The 15,808-nt window shown below is 62.5% G+C and carries 18 protein-coding genes; 7 read left to right on the top strand and 11 right to left on the bottom strand.

All coding sequences use genetic code 11. The annotated features are described in order from the left end of the window. Positions 1-21 precede the first annotated feature (21 nt). The 6 genes from ACQ4WP_RS20985 to ACQ4WP_RS21010 all read right to left on the bottom strand — a co-directional run bounded on the left by ACQ4WP_RS20985 (position 22) and on the right by ACQ4WP_RS21010 (position 5,089). On the bottom strand, positions 22-210 hold the full coding sequence (locus tag ACQ4WP_RS20985) for a hypothetical protein (RefSeq protein ID WP_436524012.1): 189 nt from the start codon (positions 208-210) through the stop codon (positions 22-24). A gap of 80 nt (positions 211-290) precedes the next feature. Beyond that, positions 291-1,208 (bottom strand): site-specific tyrosine recombinase XerD, encoded by a 918-nt coding sequence (xerD, locus tag ACQ4WP_RS20990; RefSeq protein ID WP_436524014.1) that lies wholly within the window; start codon positions 1,206-1,208, stop codon positions 291-293. Continuing rightward, positions 1,205-1,705, bottom strand: coding sequence for a methylated-DNA--[protein]-cysteine S-methyltransferase (locus ACQ4WP_RS20995; RefSeq protein WP_436524016.1), 501 nt, complete (start codon positions 1,703-1,705; stop codon positions 1,205-1,207). The genes xerD and ACQ4WP_RS20995 overlap by 4 nt, the downstream gene beginning before the upstream one ends. Positions 1,706-2,129: 424 nt before the next feature. Continuing rightward, on the bottom strand, positions 2,130-3,410 hold the full coding sequence (locus ACQ4WP_RS21000) for a TRAP transporter large permease (RefSeq protein WP_436524017.1): 1,281 nt from the start codon (positions 3,408-3,410) through the stop codon (positions 2,130-2,132). Next, a complete protein-coding gene (locus ACQ4WP_RS21005) occupies positions 3,407-3,979 on the bottom strand; it encodes a TRAP transporter small permease (RefSeq protein ID WP_436524019.1) in 573 nt (190 codons plus the stop codon). Before ACQ4WP_RS21005 ends, ACQ4WP_RS21000 begins: the two co-directional genes overlap by 4 nt. Before the next feature lie 117 nt (positions 3,980-4,096). After that, positions 4,097-5,089: a TRAP transporter substrate-binding protein gene (locus ACQ4WP_RS21010; protein WP_436524096.1), complete on the bottom strand. Its 993-nt coding sequence runs from the start codon at positions 5,087-5,089 to the stop codon at positions 4,097-4,099. Positions 5,090-5,225: 136 nt separating this feature from the next. On the opposite strand from ACQ4WP_RS21010, the gene ACQ4WP_RS21015 reads away from it, so the two are divergent. Continuing rightward, positions 5,226-7,238, top strand: a complete 2,013-nt coding sequence (locus ACQ4WP_RS21015; protein ID WP_436524021.1) for a sensor histidine kinase — start codon at positions 5,226-5,228, stop codon at positions 7,236-7,238. 39 nt (positions 7,239-7,277) lie between these two features. Further along, positions 7,278-7,862 (top strand): response regulator transcription factor, encoded by a 585-nt coding sequence (locus ACQ4WP_RS21020; RefSeq protein WP_436524022.1) that lies wholly within the window; start codon positions 7,278-7,280, stop codon positions 7,860-7,862. 97 nt (positions 7,863-7,959) lie between these two features. Here ACQ4WP_RS21020 and ACQ4WP_RS21025 read toward each other — a convergent pair whose 3' ends face one another. Next, positions 7,960-8,787 carry a siderophore-interacting protein gene (locus tag ACQ4WP_RS21025; protein ID WP_436524024.1) on the bottom strand — a complete coding sequence of 276 codons (828 nt, stop codon included), beginning with the start codon at positions 8,785-8,787 and terminating at the stop codon, positions 7,960-7,962. A gap of 22 nt (positions 8,788-8,809) precedes the next feature. Further along, positions 8,810-9,358, bottom strand: a complete 549-nt coding sequence (locus tag ACQ4WP_RS21030) for a PadR family transcriptional regulator (RefSeq protein ID WP_436524026.1) — start codon at positions 9,356-9,358, stop codon at positions 8,810-8,812. Positions 9,359-9,579: 221 nt separating this feature from the next. Between ACQ4WP_RS21030 and ACQ4WP_RS21035 the strand changes: the two genes are divergently transcribed. After that, a complete protein-coding gene (locus tag ACQ4WP_RS21035) occupies positions 9,580-9,957 on the top strand; it encodes a DUF3052 family protein (RefSeq protein WP_436524028.1) in 378 nt (125 codons plus the stop codon). Positions 9,958-9,964: 7 nt separating this feature from the next. On the opposite strand, the gene queG is transcribed toward ACQ4WP_RS21035, so the two are convergent. Continuing rightward, a complete protein-coding gene (queG, locus tag ACQ4WP_RS21040; protein WP_436524030.1) occupies positions 9,965-11,056 on the bottom strand; it encodes a tRNA epoxyqueuosine(34) reductase QueG in 1,092 nt (363 codons plus the stop codon). 88 nt (positions 11,057-11,144) lie between these two features. Between queG and tsaE the strand changes: the two genes are divergently transcribed. From tsaE to ACQ4WP_RS21055, 3 genes are read left to right on the top strand one after another with little or no spacing between them, the layout of a single operon-like run. Beyond that, complete coding sequence (gene tsaE, locus ACQ4WP_RS21045; RefSeq protein ID WP_436524032.1) at positions 11,145-11,633, top strand: tRNA (adenosine(37)-N6)-threonylcarbamoyltransferase complex ATPase subunit type 1 TsaE; 489 nt, start codon at positions 11,145-11,147, stop codon at positions 11,631-11,633. Beyond that, positions 11,597-12,994: an N-acetylmuramoyl-L-alanine amidase gene (locus ACQ4WP_RS21050; protein ID WP_436524034.1), complete on the top strand. Its 1,398-nt coding sequence runs from the start codon at positions 11,597-11,599 to the stop codon at positions 12,992-12,994. Before tsaE ends, ACQ4WP_RS21050 begins: the two co-directional genes overlap by 37 nt. A gap of 14 nt (positions 12,995-13,008) precedes the next feature. After that, a complete protein-coding gene (locus ACQ4WP_RS21055; RefSeq protein ID WP_436524036.1) occupies positions 13,009-13,845 on the top strand; it encodes a D-hexose-6-phosphate mutarotase in 837 nt (278 codons plus the stop codon). Here ACQ4WP_RS21055 and ACQ4WP_RS21060 read toward each other — a convergent pair. Beyond that, positions 13,842-14,750: a carbonic anhydrase gene (locus ACQ4WP_RS21060; protein ID WP_436524038.1), complete on the bottom strand. Its 909-nt coding sequence runs from the start codon at positions 14,748-14,750 to the stop codon at positions 13,842-13,844. The two genes, ACQ4WP_RS21055 and ACQ4WP_RS21060, sit on opposite strands and share 4 nt — an antisense overlap. Here ACQ4WP_RS21060 and ACQ4WP_RS21065 point away from each other — a divergent pair. Next, positions 14,749-14,952: a hypothetical protein gene (locus tag ACQ4WP_RS21065; protein WP_436524040.1), complete on the top strand. Its 204-nt coding sequence runs from the start codon at positions 14,749-14,751 to the stop codon at positions 14,950-14,952. The genes ACQ4WP_RS21060 and ACQ4WP_RS21065 overlap by 2 nt on opposite strands. A gap of 99 nt (positions 14,953-15,051) precedes the next feature. Here the strand turns inward: ACQ4WP_RS21065 and ACQ4WP_RS21070 are convergent, their stop codons facing one another. Then, positions 15,052-15,702, bottom strand: coding sequence for a VTT domain-containing protein (locus ACQ4WP_RS21070; RefSeq protein WP_426072108.1), 651 nt, complete (start codon positions 15,700-15,702; stop codon positions 15,052-15,054). Positions 15,703-15,808 lie beyond the last annotated feature (106 nt).

Below are 15,808 nucleotides of genomic sequence, written 5' to 3' on the forward strand. Positions count from 1 at the left end.
CCGGTCGTCAGGAACGGGGAATTACTGCGGCTGGGCGGGCGCGTCGGCAGCGTCATCGGCGTCGTCCGCTTCCGGCTCATCGCCCTCGCTGCCATCGGTTGGCTTGGGATTGTTCTTCGCTTCCAGCTTGCGCCTGGCTTTTTCCTCGGCTTTCTTCTTCTTTTCCAGCTCTTTTTGCCGTTTTTCGTATTGGAAATTTGTCTTGGCCATTTACTACCTCTTTAGTTTTTAGATGTTACAGATAAGCACATAAGGCACATTATGACGTAATTGAACCAAACACCAAATGTTTAGCCTCGAGGATGATGCTGCGCATGCAGCAGTTTCAGCCGTTCACGGGCCACATGCGTGTAAATCTGCGTGGTGGAAATATCGGAGTGCCCCAGTAACAATTGCACAACACGCAAGTCCGCGCCATGGTTCAGCAAATGGGTGGCGAATGCGTGGCGCAGGGTATGCGGCGACAGCGGCGCCGTGATGCCGGCGCTCAGCGCGTGTTTCTTGATGATGACCCAGAACATTTGCCGCGTCATGGCGCCCCCGCGCCGCGTGACAAACAGCGCATCGTCCATCTGGCCGTCGAGGATAACGCCGCGCGCCTCCTTCAGGTAGCGCTCGATCCACCGCCGCGCCTGTTCGCCGAACGGCACCAGCCGCGTCTTGCTGCCCTTGCCCGTGATGCGCAGCACGCCATCGTTGAGGCTCAGTTCCACGGATTTCAAGTCCACCAGTTCCGACACGCGCAAGCCGCTCGCGTACATGAGTTCCAGCATGGTGCGCTCGCGCAGGCCCAGCGGCGTGCTCACGTCGGGCGCCGCCAGCAGCGCTTCCACCTGCGCTTCGCTCAAGGTATGCACGAAGCGCGCAGGCTGCTTGGCCGAGACCATCTTCAGGCACGGGTCGGCTGCGATATGTTTTTGCCGCAGGGCCAGCTGGTAAAAACGCTTGAGCACGGACAGACGCCGGTTCGACGACGTCGCCTTGCTCTCCTCGTGGCGGGCGGCGAAATACGCTTCGACATCGGCCGTGCACACCTCGTACAGGCCCTCGCGCCCGGGCCGCGCCACTTCCAGCCAGCGCGAAAACAAACGCATGTCGCGCCGGTAGGCGTCCAGCGAGTTTTTCGACAGGCCGTCTTCCAGCCACAGGCTGTCGCAGAATTCATCGATCAAGGTGGCGTTGTCGGGCGCCAGCAGGCTGTTCATCATAGGTAAGCCGCCACGCCTTCATGCGCCAGCAGCCAGCGCTTCACGCCCAGGTGAAAACCGCTGGCATCGTCATGGTGGGCAAAACCGCCCAGGCCGCCAGCGGCCGTGACGCGGTGACAGGGAATGAGCACCGGATACCAGTTGGCGCCGCAGGCCTGGCCGACGGCGCGCGGCGCCGAGGCGATCAGGCGCGCCACATCGCCATACGTGCGCACCTGGCCGCGCGGGATGCCGGCGATCGCCGCCCATACCCGTTGCTGGAAGGCGCTGCCCAGCGTGGCCAGCGGCAGGTCAAAGACATAATCGGGATCGACGAAATAGCGCGCCAGCTGCACGCATGCGCGCTCCGAGACGGCATCCTGCGGCTCCTTCTCGGCGAAATGCGGCGGCAGGTAGACCAGTTCGCATACCTGGCCATCGTGCGCGCGCACGCCCATGGCGCCGAATGGCGCGGCCACGATGGCGCTGAACAGCTCACTGCCCTGTTGTTTTTTCATCTGCTGATCATTATTCAAGTGTGGCATATATACAACCTGCCGGCGCCGCAAACAGCGCCACGGGAATTATGCACCGACTTTGGGCGTGTCGGCGGACGTTTCCCGCGCACGAAAAAAAAGCGCACCAGTCGGTGCGCTTCAAATATTGCTTCACGTTCCCGGTCGTTTGGGTCCGCCGGTGCCGGCTTGTGGCCGCAGACAGCTATGACTCAACAACTTCTGTGAAACGTGTGTCTCCTCAATATATCCCCGGTATCAATACCGTTTTTATAGACCACTCCCCCACCAACTTTGTTACCAATTCTGTATTTCAGCCTTGCTACCGGAGCGTATATGCATATACGTGTTTCCCCTTAAGGCTGCCCATCATAGCGCATTTATTCGGCAGAATCGACTTTTTTGCACCATGACGGGGACAACTATTTTAGTTGTAAATTAAATTTGGCAGCCACAGCGAGATTTGTGGTACGTAGGTAATCAGCACCAGGAAGCCCAGCATCGTCAGCAGCCATGGCATCACGGCCACGGTCAATTCGGAAATGCCCATCTTGGTGATGCCGGAAGCCACGTACAGGTTCAGACCCACGGGCGGATGGCACATGCCCACCTCCATATTGACCACGATCAAGATACCGAAGTGCACAGGGTCGATGCCCAGCTTCATGGCGACGGGGAACAGAATCGGTGCCATGATCAGCACGATGGACGACGGTTCCATGACGTTACCAGCCAACAACAGCAACACGTTGACCACCAGCAGGAAGCTGATCACGCCCAGGCCCTTGCCCGTGATCCACTCGGCCATCGCTTGCGGGATGTTTTCGCTGGTCATCAGGAACGAGAACAGCACGGCATTGGTGATGATGTACAACAGCATCGCCGACATGGCGGCCGAATCGAGCAAGACCTTGCCCACTTGCTTGATCTTCAAGTCCTTGTAGACGAAGACGGCAATGATGAAGGCATACACGGCAGCCATGGCGGCCGCTTCCGTCGGCGTGAACGCGCCCGAGTAGATGCCGCCCATGACGATGACGATCAGCAGCAGGCCCCAGGCGCTCTTCTTGAAGGTGACGAAGCGTTCGCCCCAGCTGGCCTTTTTCATGCGCGGATAATTGTGCTTGCGCGCCAAAAACCACGTGGTCAGGCCCAGCAGCATGGCCAGCATCATGCCGGGAATCACGCCCGCCATGAACAGCTTGCCCACGGAGGTGTTGGTGCTGACGGAATACATCACCATCACGATCGACGGTGGTATCAAAATGCCCAGCGCACCCGAGGTGGTGATGACGCCGGCGCCAAAGCCCCGTGGATAGCCCTGCTTGACCATGGCCGGCAGGATGATGGAGCCGATCGCCACCACGGTAGCGGGGCTGGAGCCGGAAACGGCGGCAAACAGCGCGCACGCCATCACGCCGGCCAGCGCCAGGCCGCCATGCCAATGGCCCACCATGGAGCTGGCGAAGTTGATCATGCGCCGCGCCACCCCGCCATGCGTGAGGAAGTTGCCCGCCAAAATGAAGAACGGAATGGCCATGATCTCGAACTTCTCGATGCCCGTGAAGATCTTCAAGGCCACCGATTCGATGGGCACGCTGGTCATGGCAAACAGGAAGGTCAGTACCGTCAGCCCCAGCGAAATGGAGATCGGCATGCCGGTCAGCATCAGCACCAGCAGCAGCACAAAAATAATCAGCGCGTTCATGCCTTGGCTCCTTTTTCTTCCGCCGTCAATTCATCTTCCAGACCCTCGACATGCGAATGGTCGTGTTTTGGCAAGGCGCCCGTCTTGATGAAATGCACCATGACTTGCAGGAAGCGGAAGCACATCAGGTAGGAGCCCAGCGGCACGGCCAGGTAGACCAGCCACATTGGCACTTCCATGTCGGCCGAGGTCTGGTCCGTGTGGCCGATCGACCACACGAAGCTGGCGCCCAGGGTCCCCACGACACCCGTAAACAGGGCGCCGGCGGCCAGGCCGAAGACGATGAAGCGGTCGCGCCAGCGCGGGTTCATGCGGTTGATCAAGACGTCGACGCCCACGTGGATGCCCGTGCGCACGCCATACGCGGCGCCGAACTTGGCCATCCAGACGAACATGTAGATGCACAATTCCTGGGCCCAGCTGGTATTGATTTGAATCAGGAAGTCTTGCACGACCGGTATCGGCAAGCCTGCCAGGTAGCGGTGCACGACCGCGACGAAGATGATGAAGGTGGCCGCGCCCATCAGGGTCGCGATCAGCCACTCTTCCAGGTGATCCAGAAATTTCATGGTGGACTTTCAAAGAATGCGGGTACACGCACTCCCGCGCAGGACGCGCAGGAGCCGTTCAAGCGAGTGGCAGGGAGCCCTGCCTGGCGCACCAGTCGGTGCGCCAAAGCCAGCTGCTTACTTCGCGCTTTCCTTGTTGATGGCCGAGATCAAGTCCTTGCCGATGCGCGCTTCCATGGCCTTCTGCACGGGTGCCAGCGCCTTGCGCCACTCGGCTTGCTCCTGCACCGTCAAAGTGTAGATCTGCGTCCTGCCCGCTTTCTTGATGGCCTCGAGGGCCTGGTCGTTGTCGCGCTGGGCGATGGCTTTTTCAAACGTGGTCGCTTCGCGCATGGCTTTTTCCAGCTGACCGCGTATATCGGGCGGCAAGCCATCCCAGAATTTCTTGTTGACGATGACGGCATAGCCCAGGTAGCCGTGGTTCGATACAGTGACATGCTTTTGCACTTCATGCATCTTTTGCGTATACATGTTCGACGGCGGATTTTCCGTGCCGTCGACCACGCCCGTCTGCAGCGCCTGATACACTTCCGAGAAGGCCAGCACTTGCGGATTGGCGCCCAGCGCGCGCATCTGCGCGTCGAGTACCTTGGACGACTGGATGCGCATTTTCAGGCCCTTGAAGTCGGCCGGGTTGTGCAGCGGCTTGTTGGCCGACATCACCTTGAAGCCATTGTCCCAGTAGGCCAGGCCCGTGATACCCTTGGGCTCCAGCTTCTTCAGCAGACTCTTGCCGATTTCGCCTTCGGTGACGTTGTACAGCGCCGTCTTGGTGGGGAAGATGTAGGGCAGGTCGAACGCTTCGAATTCCTTCACGCCCAGCGGGCCGAACTTGGCCAGCGACGGCGCCAGCATCTGCACGGCGCCCAGCTGCAGCGCTTCGAGTTCTTCCTTGTCCTTGTACAGCTGGCTGTTCGGATACAGTTCGACCTTGACCTTGCCATTCGTGGCTTTTTCGGCCAGCTGCTTGAAGCGTGCGGCGGCCTGGCCTTTCGGCGTGTCGGTCGCCACGACGTGGCTGAACTTGATGACGATGGGGGCCTGGGCGTATGCGTGGACGCCGGCGGTGGCGCCTATGGCCGCGCACAGCGCGACGAGCATGGTTTTCATCTGCATTTTTGTCTCCTGAGTGGTTTTTTAAAAAACTTTATTATTTATCTATTTGAATATAGTGTCAAAGAAACTGCCCCGGCTATTGTGGTTAACCACAATAGCCAGCTCCCGATAAGCCGCTACCCTGCCAGCCATGCCGACTCCCCCCACCCTTGCGCGCCGCTTCAAGCTATCGAGCCCGATGCGCTGGCTGCTGCCCGTCATCCTGCTGCTGCTGTTCCTGTCCATCCTGTTCTGGCTACCCTGGCAGGCGCGCCAGATGGAGAGCAACGAGCGCCAGGAGCAACTGATCGCAGACACCCTGTGGGTAGAGCAAACCATCCGCTTTCAACTGGCACGCAACGAGGAAAGCCTGTTCAACCTGGGTGTGGACATCGCCAGCGCCTCGCTGGGCGCGGAAAAAGTGCACGAACGGCTGCAGCAAATGCTGCGCAATGGCCGCGAATTGCAGCGCGTGCTGTGGCTCGACACCAGCGGCAAGGTGCTGGCGACCAGCGACAACAGCCTGCCGCATGCCCTGATGTTTTCACCGGCCTCGCTGACGGCGGCTGACAATGCGCGCCGCCTGCACCGGGGGCAATATGCCCAGCCCTCGCAGCAAAGCGGCTTTCCCGACGCGCCGCCGGGCGCCACGCTGATGGATTACCATCAGCCCCTGTTCGATGGCCAGCGCTACGTGGGCAGCCTGGTGGCCACGTATCAGATCAGCAGCCTGCTCGATGAAATGGTGCCGTGGTGGTTTGCCCAGGATAACCAGATTTCGCTGATCGACCGCGACGACAAGGTGCTGGCACGGCGCGCCGCCGCCGGTCCCGGTCACGGCGTGTACACGCACAAGCGCGCGCTCGACGTGCCCGGCGCCACCATCACCCTGTTTACCGACAGCGTAAAAAGCCAGCCCAAGCTGCTGCCCAATTTGCTGGTCGGCTCCGTCATCGCCCTGTCGCTGGGTTTGCTGTGGAGCTTGCTGGCCCTGTGGCGGCATATTTCGCGCCGCCTGGTGGCCGAGGGGGCACTGCGCCAGCAGATGCTGTTTCGCACGGCGATGGAAAACTCGCTGGTGACGGGCATGCGCGCGCGCGACCTGGAAGGCCGCGTCACGTATGTGAATCCAGCGTTCTGCCAGATCGTCGGCTATCCGGCCGAGGAAATCCTGGGCCGCCTGCCACCCATGCCATACTGGGTACCGGAAGCACTGGAGGAATACCAGCAGCGCTTCGTCAAGGCCCTGGCCGGCAATCCCACGCCGCAGTTCGAAACCTATTTCCAGCGCCCCGACGGCACGCGCGTGCCCGTGCTGATCTTCGAAGCGCCGCTGGTGGACAAGAACGGCCGGCAGACAGGCTGGATGGGCTCCGTGCTCGACATTTCGGACCGCAAGCGGGTCGAGGAGCTGAATCGCCAGCAGCAGGAAAAGCTGCAAACGAGTTCGCGCCTGGCCACCATGGGCGAGCTGGCCTCGATGCTGGCGCATGAACTGAACCAGCCGCTGGCGGCCATCTCCAGCTACACCACGGGCGCGCTGAACCTGATCCGCCGCGCCATCGAGCATGGCGCACCCGTCGATCCGAACACCCTGAAGCCGGCGCTGGAGCAGGCCGGCGCGCAGGCGCAGCGGGCCGGCCAGATCATCCGCAGCGTGCATGATTTTGTGCGCAAGAGCGAACCGCAGCGCCAGGATATCGCCATCCGCACGCTGATCGACGGCATCCGCGCGCTGATCGACCTGCAGGCGCGCAAATACTATGTCACCATCCAGGAAGAGCTGCCGCCGGACCTGCCGCTGCTGCGCGCCGACCCCGTGATGATCGAGCAAGTGCTGCTGAACCTGACCCGCAACGCCATCGAAGCAATGCAGGATGCGGCGCCAGGACGGCGTATCATGCGCCTGCGGGCCAGCCACGACGCGCAGCAAGGAATGGTGACGGTGGACGTGATCGATCATGGCCACGGCATTGCGCAAGACGTGGCCGAGCGGCTGTTTTCTCCGTTTTTCTCGACCAAGTCCGAAGGCATGGGCATGGGCCTGAACATCTGCCGCACCGCCATCGAATTTCACGGCGGCGCACTGACCTTCAGCGTCAACCCCGCTGGCGGTACTATCTTTACATTCAGCGTGCCGGCTGCGCCGCGCGCGCCGCACTAAGCAATAACGAATAACGAATAACGACAAGCCGGAGACACCATGCTACACATTATCGACGACGAAGAGGTCGTACGCGACTCGCTCTCCTGGCTGGCCGCCTCGCGCAGCATCGACGCGCGCATCTACGCCAGCGCCCAGCAATTCCTCGATAGCCTCGATGGCAGCTTCGACGCCGCCGGCGACTGCGTGCTGCTCGACGTGCGCATGCCCGACATGAACGGCATCGCCCTGTTCGACCAGCTGGTCAAGCACGACCTGACGGCGCGCCTGCCGGTGATTTTCCTCACCGGCCACGGCGACGTGCCGATGGCCGTCGACAGCCTGAAACGGGGCGCCTTCGATTTCTTTGAAAAGCCGTTCAATGACAACGACCTGATGGACCGCGTGCAGCAGGGCCTGGCCAACTCGCGCCAGGCAGGCGAACTGGCCGCCGTGCATGCGCGCCTGGCCACCCTGTCGACGCGCGAACGCGAAGTGCTGGACCTGATTTTGGCGGGCAAGATGAACAAGGTGGTGGCCGACAAGCTGGGCATCAGCATGCGCACCGTGGAAGTGCACCGCGCGCATATCTTCGACAAGATGCAGGTCAAGACGGCGGTGGAGCTGGCGGGGTTGTTGAAGTAGACTGAGGTCTGGGATCAGACCCCCTCATACGTCGACGTATGATATTGCGTCGATGCGTTTGAGGGTCTGACCCCGGCTTTAAGTTTCAGGTATCTAATCAGTCGTCATGGCGTTCATGGTGCTCCGCCGCCCCATGCTTCCAGTAACTGGCCACATGCAGGTGCTGCTTCGCCACCCCTGCGTCAATAAAGTGCCCGCGCAAGCCCTGCACCTGCGCATGTTCGCACGCCACCCATACGTAGCCATCGCCATCTTGCGGCAGGGCGAGCTGCGCCAACGCTTCCAGCAACAAGGCGCCGCTGCGGCCATTGCGCGCCACCCAGCGCACGTCCAGCTGCGCCGCACTGTCCAACGCGACCTGTTCGCCGTCTTCGACGATTTCAATCACGGCCATCGTGCGCGCCGTGGCCGGCAGCTGCTCCAGGCGGCGGGCGATGGCCGGCAGGGCCGTCTGGTCGCCCACCAGCACATACCAGTCAAAATCGAGCGGCACCAGCATCGAGCCGCGCGGACCACCCACGCCCAGGGTCTGGCCGGGCACAGCTTGCGCCGCCCACATCGATGCAGGCCCGTCACCATGCAGCACAAAGTCGATTTCCAGCTCGCGCCGTTCTGCGTCGTAGCGGCGCGGCGTGTAATTGCGGGCGATCGGACGCGCCCCTTCGGCGTACTGGATGGGATTCGGGCCATTGCCCAGCACGGGAAACACGGGCGCTGTTTCGCCCGGGGCGGGGAAGAACAGTTTGACGTGATCGTCGTGCGCCGGCGAGACAAAGCCGTCCAGGTCCTCGCCGGCCAGCGTGATGCGGCGCATGTGCGGCGTCAGCTGCTCGGTACGCACGACGGTCAGTACGCGCAGTTTCAAGTCGTGCCGCACGCGCTCGATGGCATGCGGGCGCGGTACTGTAAGTGATGCAGTAGTCATTGCTTATCCTTGTAAAGTAGGCTCAGTGGCCGTCGACGATGGCATTCGCCGCCTGTTCCAGCACGGCGGAGACGCGTTCGGCTTCCGCATCGCTCCAGTTGGTCTTATTCAGCAACAACGCATGCTTGAGGGTATGCATGGCCTGGCGCACGCGCTCGGGCAAGGCGTTGCGCGCCTGGACGCGGGCGAACATGTCGAGGCGGGCCAGGATGCCGTCCACCTGGGCGCGGTTCTCGTCGAGATACGCGCGCCCCAGGTCCGTGATCGTGTAGAGCTTCTTGCCGCTGGCGCTTTCGCCCGACGTGACATGGTCCTGCTCTTCCAGCAAGGTCAGGGTCGGATACACGGCGCCCGGGCTGGGGGCATACGCGCCACCGCAACGCTCTTCGATGGCCTTGATGATTTCATAGCCGTGACGGGGGCTGATTTCGATCAGCGCCAGCACGATCAGCGGCAGGTCGCCGCGGCCGAAGACGCGCTCGGCCCGCTCGCCGCGCCCACCGCGCCCGCCAGGACCACCGCCCATGCCATCACCGCGCTCGTCGAAGCCGCGCGGGCCGCGGCCGTGCATGAAGTGTTCGTGGCGATGTTCGCCGTGGTGGTGATGCTGCTGGCCGCAATGGCCGTGATGATGGTGATGGCCGCCGTGGCCGTGTTCTGCGTGGTGTGAGTTTCTCATGTTTTCTCTTTAAAGATATATCGTTAGTAGGTATCGCCATTTTATAACGATATATCGATAAGTCAAGGGGGAATTTGTTATGCTCGTCTTTCCAGCATCTACACGCCCATGCCATGCCTGACAAAACCGCCTTTGACAAAATGCTTGTGAAAAATGCGCAGGCGCTGGCCGTGCTGAATGACGGCGGCGAACACGATGCCCTGCTGGCGCAGTTGCCACCGGAGCGGCGGGTACGGGAAGGAGAAAGCGCCGACTGGATCCTGCTGTTCGCGCGCAGCCGCGCGGAACTGGAGCAGTTCCTGCCGGTGGCGCAGGCGCGCCTGGCGCCGGGCGGCGCGCTGTGGGTGGCGTACCGCAAGGGCGGCGTGAAGGCGGGCAGCGACATCCACCGCGACGATATCCGCCATTTTGCGCAAACCGTGGGGCTCGTCAGCGTGACGATGATCGCCATCGACGCCTGCTGGTCGGCACTGCGCCTGAAGCAGGTTTAAACGAAAATCAAACGATGCCGTGCAGCGCCAGCGCCCATTCCACATGCTCGCGCACGATGACCGACGGGTGTTCACGGCGCGACAGCAGCGCCGCGACGATGTCGGCCTGGCCTCGGGTCTTGGCGGCCGCGTTGCCCATGCCGACGGCCAGGTTGCGCAGCCAGCGCTCATGGCCGATACGGCGAATCGCGCTGCCTTCCATGCGGCGGTTGAATTCATCTTCCGTCCAGGCGAACAGTTCCACCATGCCGGCGCTGCCCAGGCTGTGGCGCTCGTCGAAATCGGGCACCACGGCGCGCTGGGCGAACTTGTTCCACGGGCAGACGGTCTGGCAATCGTCGCAGCCATACACCTTGTTGCCGATCAGGGGGCGCATCTCGACGGGAATCGCGCCCTTCAATTCGATCGTCAGGTAGGAGATGCAGCGGCGCGCGTCGAGCTGGTACGGCCCCAGGATGGCTTGCGTCGGGCATACCGTGATGCACGCCGAACACTGGCCGCAGCGCGCAATCTCTGGCGGGTCCACCGGCAGCGGCACGTCGATGAGGATTTCGCCGAGGAAGAAGAAGGAGCCGCCCTGGCGGTTGATCAGCAAGGTGTGCTTGCCGCGCCAGCCCAGCCCTCCCTTTTGCGCCAGCTCGACTTCCATCACGGGCGCCGAATCGCTGAAGACGCGGTAGCCGAAGTCGCCGATCTCGCCCTTGATGCGCTCGGCCAGCTGCTGCAGGCGCGAACGCATTACCTTGTGATAGTCGCGCCCCCGCGCATACACGGAGATCACGGCTGCCGCGGGATCGGCGTCGCGCGCCGCCTCGTGTGCGCGCCAATCCTGGCCCAGCGCCGGCGGCAGATAATTCATGCGCGCGCTGATGGCGCGCACCGTGCCCGGCACCAGTTCGGCCGGGCGCGCACGCTTCATGCCGTGGCTGGCCATGTAGTCCATTTCGCCGTGGTACCCTGCGGCTAGCCAGGCTTGCAAGGGCGCTTCCATGTGCGACAGGTCCACGTCGGCGATGCGCACCTCGGCAAAACCCAGCTCGCGCCCCCATTCTTTAATGGTGCGCGCCAGGACGACAAGATCGGTGACGGTGGCAGACATAGGGGACTTTACGGAAAACGGCAGGCGCGCGGGCGGTTACAATGACAGCAGCCTCTATTTTATGCGATATTACTCACACCAATCGACAATGACCGAACACTTCACAGCCCACCTCCACGACGAAGCCGGTACCGCCGCGCTGGGCGCCGCACTGGCGCGCGCACTGGCGCCGGGCCTGGCAATCTACCTGCACGGCGACCTGGGTGCCGGCAAGACAGCCCTCACGCGCGCCCTGCTGCACGCGGCCGGCCATGCGGGCCATGTCAAAAGTCCCACCTATACGCTGTCCGAACCGTACACGGTGCAGCTCGATGGCCAGCCCATCAACGTCATCCACTTCGACCTGTACCGCATGGGCAGCGCCGAGGAATTCCTCGACGCCGGTTTTCGCGAAGACTTCGATGGCCGCAATATCTGCATCGTCGAATGGCCGGAGAAAGCCGAACCGGTGCTGCCGCCGGCGGACCTGAATGTTTATTTGAGCGTTGCGGGTACAGGACGTGATGTAGAATTGCAAGCGTCTTCTGAATTGGGTCTGTCATGCCTTCACCGTCTCAAATTCGCCCCGAACCTTTGATCTCCTCGCCCATCACCCGGCGCACGGTACTCAAGGCCGGCGGCACCCTGCTGTTGTCCGTGTTCGCGCCCATGTCGGCGATGGCGGCGCAAATTCTCGCCGTGCGCGTCTGGCCGGCCGAGGACTACACGCGCGTCACGCTGGAAAACGACAGCATCCTGAAGGCGACCCACTTCATCGTCAAGGACCCGGAACGGCTGGTGGTCGACATCGAAGGACTGGAACTCAATCCCACCTTGAAAGGCCTGGTGGCGAAGATCCAGTCGAACGACCCGTACATCAAGCAGGTGCGCGTGGGACAGAACCGGCCCAACGTGGTGCGCCTGGTGTTCGACCTGAAGGAGGAAGTCACGCCGCAGCTGTTTACCCTGCCGCCGGCCGGCTCCTACAACCACCGCCTGATCTTCGACCTGTATCCCGTGCACGAGCCGGACCTGATCGCGCAGATGATCGAAAAGGGCGACTGGTCGAGCGACCCCGCCAAGCCACCGATGGCCGGCACGCATACGCCGCCGCCCGCGCTGCCCCTGCCCGACAGCGGCAAGCCGCCCGTGGCCGTCGCGCCGCCGGTGGCGACCATCGTGCCACCCGTGCCCGATATCCGCCCGGAACAGCGCCCCGAAGCGCGCCCGCTGCCGGGCCAGAAAGTGGTGCGCATGATTACCATCGCGCTCGACCCCGGCCACGGCGGCGAGGACCCGGGCGCCATGGGCAGCAGGGGCAGCCGCGAAAAAGACGTGGTGCTGGCTATTGCCAAGCGCCTGAAAACCAAACTGGAACTGCAACCGAACATGCGCGTCATGCTCACGCGCGACGCCGATTTCTTCGTCCCGCTGGGCATGCGCGTGGAAAAAGCGCGCAAGGTGCAGGCCGACCTGTTCGTTTCGATCCACGCCGACGCCTTCATCCAGCCGACGGCGCGCGGCTCGTCCGTCTTCGTGCTGTCCGAAAAGGGCGCCACCTCGACCGCCGCGCGCTGGCTGGCAAACAAGGAAAACCAGGCCGACCTGATCGGCGGCGTGAACGTGAAGAACCACGACAAGCAGCTGGCCAGCGTGCTGCTCGACCTGTCGACGACGGCGCAGATCAATGACAGCATGAAGCTGGGCAAGGCCGTGCTGCGCGAAATCGGCGGCATCAACCGCCTGCACAAGGGCTCCGTCGAGCAGGCCGGCTTCGCCGTGCTGAAAGCACCCGACATCCCCTCCATCCTGATCGAGACGGCCTTCATCTCCAACCCCGAAGAAGAAGCCAAGCTGACCGACAACGGCTACCAGGACCAGATGGCCGACGCCATCGTCACCGGCATCAAGAACTACTTCGCGAAGAATCCGCCGCTGGCGAAAAGCCGCATGACCTGACAGGACGATCCAGTATGAGCAAGAGCACATTTGGCCAATTGCCGGCCGTGACCATCCGCGCCACCGATGGCGCGCAGGCGACGGTGACTTTATACGGCGGCCATCTGGTCTCCTGGAAAACCAGCGACGGCCAGGAGCGCCTGTTCTGCAGCCACGCATCAAGCCTCGACGGCAGCCGCGCCATCCGTGGCGGCGTACCCGTGATCTTTCCCCAGTTCGGCGCGCGCGGCACGGGTATGCGCCACGGCTTTGCGCGCGTGGCGACCTGGCAGCTCGCGGCCAGCGGCGAAGCAGATGGCGCCGCCCATGCGGAATTTACCTTGCAGCACACGGATCTGCCGGAGGCGATCGGCGCCACCTGGCCCTACGCCTTCACCCTGCGCCTGCGCGTGGCAGTGCAAGACCAATCGCTGGAGCTGAGTCTGTCCGTGCACAACACGGGCGAGCAGGCGTTCCCGTTCTCGGCCGCCCTGCACAGCTATTTTGCGATAGATCAATTGAGCGAGGCGCGCGTTGGCGGCTTGCAGCGCGTGCGCTATTCGGACGAGACGCCGCAAGATGCCTTGCAGGCGGAAGAGTTATTGCAGTTTACAGACAAGCTGGACCGCATCTACTACCAGCTGCCGGGCGCCTTGCACCTGCAGTCTGGCAGCCACACCCTGCGCCTGGAGCAGCAGGGCTTTACGGATGCCGTCGTGTGGAACCCGGGTGCGCAAGACGCGGCCGCCCTGCCCGACCTGGCCGACGACGAATACCAGCGCTTTATCTGCATCGAGCCGGCCCTGATCCAGCCCGACCTGTTGGCCGCCGGCGCCGAATGGAGCGGCCGCCAGCGCCTCGCATTTATTTAATTCGATTCCTTGATGATGCGGCCATTGGCAGGCTGAATGGGCCGCGCATTCAAGGGATACAAGCGGCTGAACAGCGCCATCTGCGCCGGCGAGGCCTGGACCGGCTGCTTCATCACCAGCCACAGCACGCCTTCGCTGCAGGGCGGCTCCGTCATCGATCCCATGTAGGTGTAGTAATCGCGCCGCGCCGGCAGCATCTCGGCCGGGTCGAGCACGATGGTGGGATGCATGGTCTCGAATTTTTCCAGCGGCAGGTTGTTCCACACCGTCTGGATGGTCGCTTGCGGCGCGCCCCGCTCCAGCAGCAGCGCCAGCACGGCTTGCCGGCCTTCCGCATCGCGGTGCACCAGGTGCACCACCATTTCAAAGGCCTTGCCATTGATGCGCTCTTCAGACGGGCGGTGGAAATGGAATTGCTGCAGCTCGAACATGCGGTTCTGCACCGTGATGTAATTGCCGCCACTCACGCCCACCTGCACCGTGTGACCGTTATCGACCACATTGAACGACGATGGATGGTAGTCAAAGCTGATCTGCTCGAGCTCCACCTTCATGCCATCGCGGATATCGATCGGCGACTGGCGGTTGCCATTGCCGCACTTGGCCCAGTCGACATTGATCTTGCTCCAGTTGGCCGGGCCGCTGTCGCCCTCGTACGACCAGTGCGCGCCGCGCGGCACGGGAGGTGGTGGCGGTGGCGCCGCTTTCACCACGGCGGCGCGCTTGGCGCGGGCGGCGGCGCGGGCCGCCTGGGTGGCGCGCATTTCCGCCAGGCGCGCCGCGATACGTTCGGACAGGTCGACTTCGGCCGCTTCTTCCCTCTCGCGCGCCGTGGGCGCGACGACGACAGGCGCCTTGACCTCCTTGCCCTCCTTCCCCTTCACCGATTCGGTCAGGGTTTTCATGGCGGCCGCGCGCGCCGACGCCGACATGGGCGCGCTCGCTGGCGCGGATGCGGCGGCGCTCGCCGAAGCGGGGGCATCTTTGGCGCTCGCCGTGACCGCCATCGCGGCAAGGCTGCAAACTAACAGGGCGCTCAAATGTCGCATGGAAATCCAGAAAGTGAGAATACCCTCTGGTTTACGGCTGGAAAGCAACAAAACTTGAATCAGCGTGGAAGTAAAACAGAAACGACGAAGAAAAAAACTGGATCCGGGGCCGGCTACGGGCTGTGCCGCAGCGCGCTTGCCCCGGATCCATGCGGCCTTACGCCGACTTGCCGACCATGCGCTTGTAGAGTTTCCACATGCCGCCCAGTACCACCGGCACGACGGCGGCGCCCACACCGATCAGCACGATCAAGGTCAGGTGGTCGCGGATCCACGGGATATTGCCGAAGAAGTAGCCCGCCGTCACCAGGCCGACCACCCACAACAGCGCGCCCGTCACGTTGTACATCTGGAAGCGCGCATGCGTCATGTCGGAAATACCGGCCACGAACGGGGCGAAGGTGCGCACCACCGGCACGAAACGGGCCAGGATGATGGTCTTGCCGCCGTGCTTTTCAAAGAATTCATGCGTGCGGCGCATGGCATCCTTGTTGATCCAGCGGTAGTCGTGGGTAAACACCCTCTGCCCGATGGCCTCGCCTATCCAGTAATTGAGCGTATTGCCCGTGATGGCCGCTGTGACGAGCAGGAAGATCAGCAAGCCCAGGTGCATCTGTCCCGTCGCGCAAAACGCGCCGGCGATAAACAATAAGGTATCCCCAGGGAAGAAAAACAGCACCACGAGGCCTGTCTCGCAAAAAATAATGGCAAACAGCACTGCATACACGAGGGTACCGTACTGCTCGATCAAGAGACCCAGCGTCTTGTCGACATGCACGATCATGTCGAGGAATTGCACAAAATCCATATATTTTTCCCTAAAGGTAGCGGCGGAATCATACACCACCCGGCCAGCGCAACGGCAGTCCCCAGCCCGATATTTCAGGATTAATTATGCGGCGCCCGTGCGCGTG

The organism is Janthinobacterium lyxosi, from assembly GCF_051380665.1.
Taxonomy (GTDB): domain Bacteria; phylum Pseudomonadota; class Gammaproteobacteria; order Burkholderiales; family Burkholderiaceae_D; genus Janthinobacterium.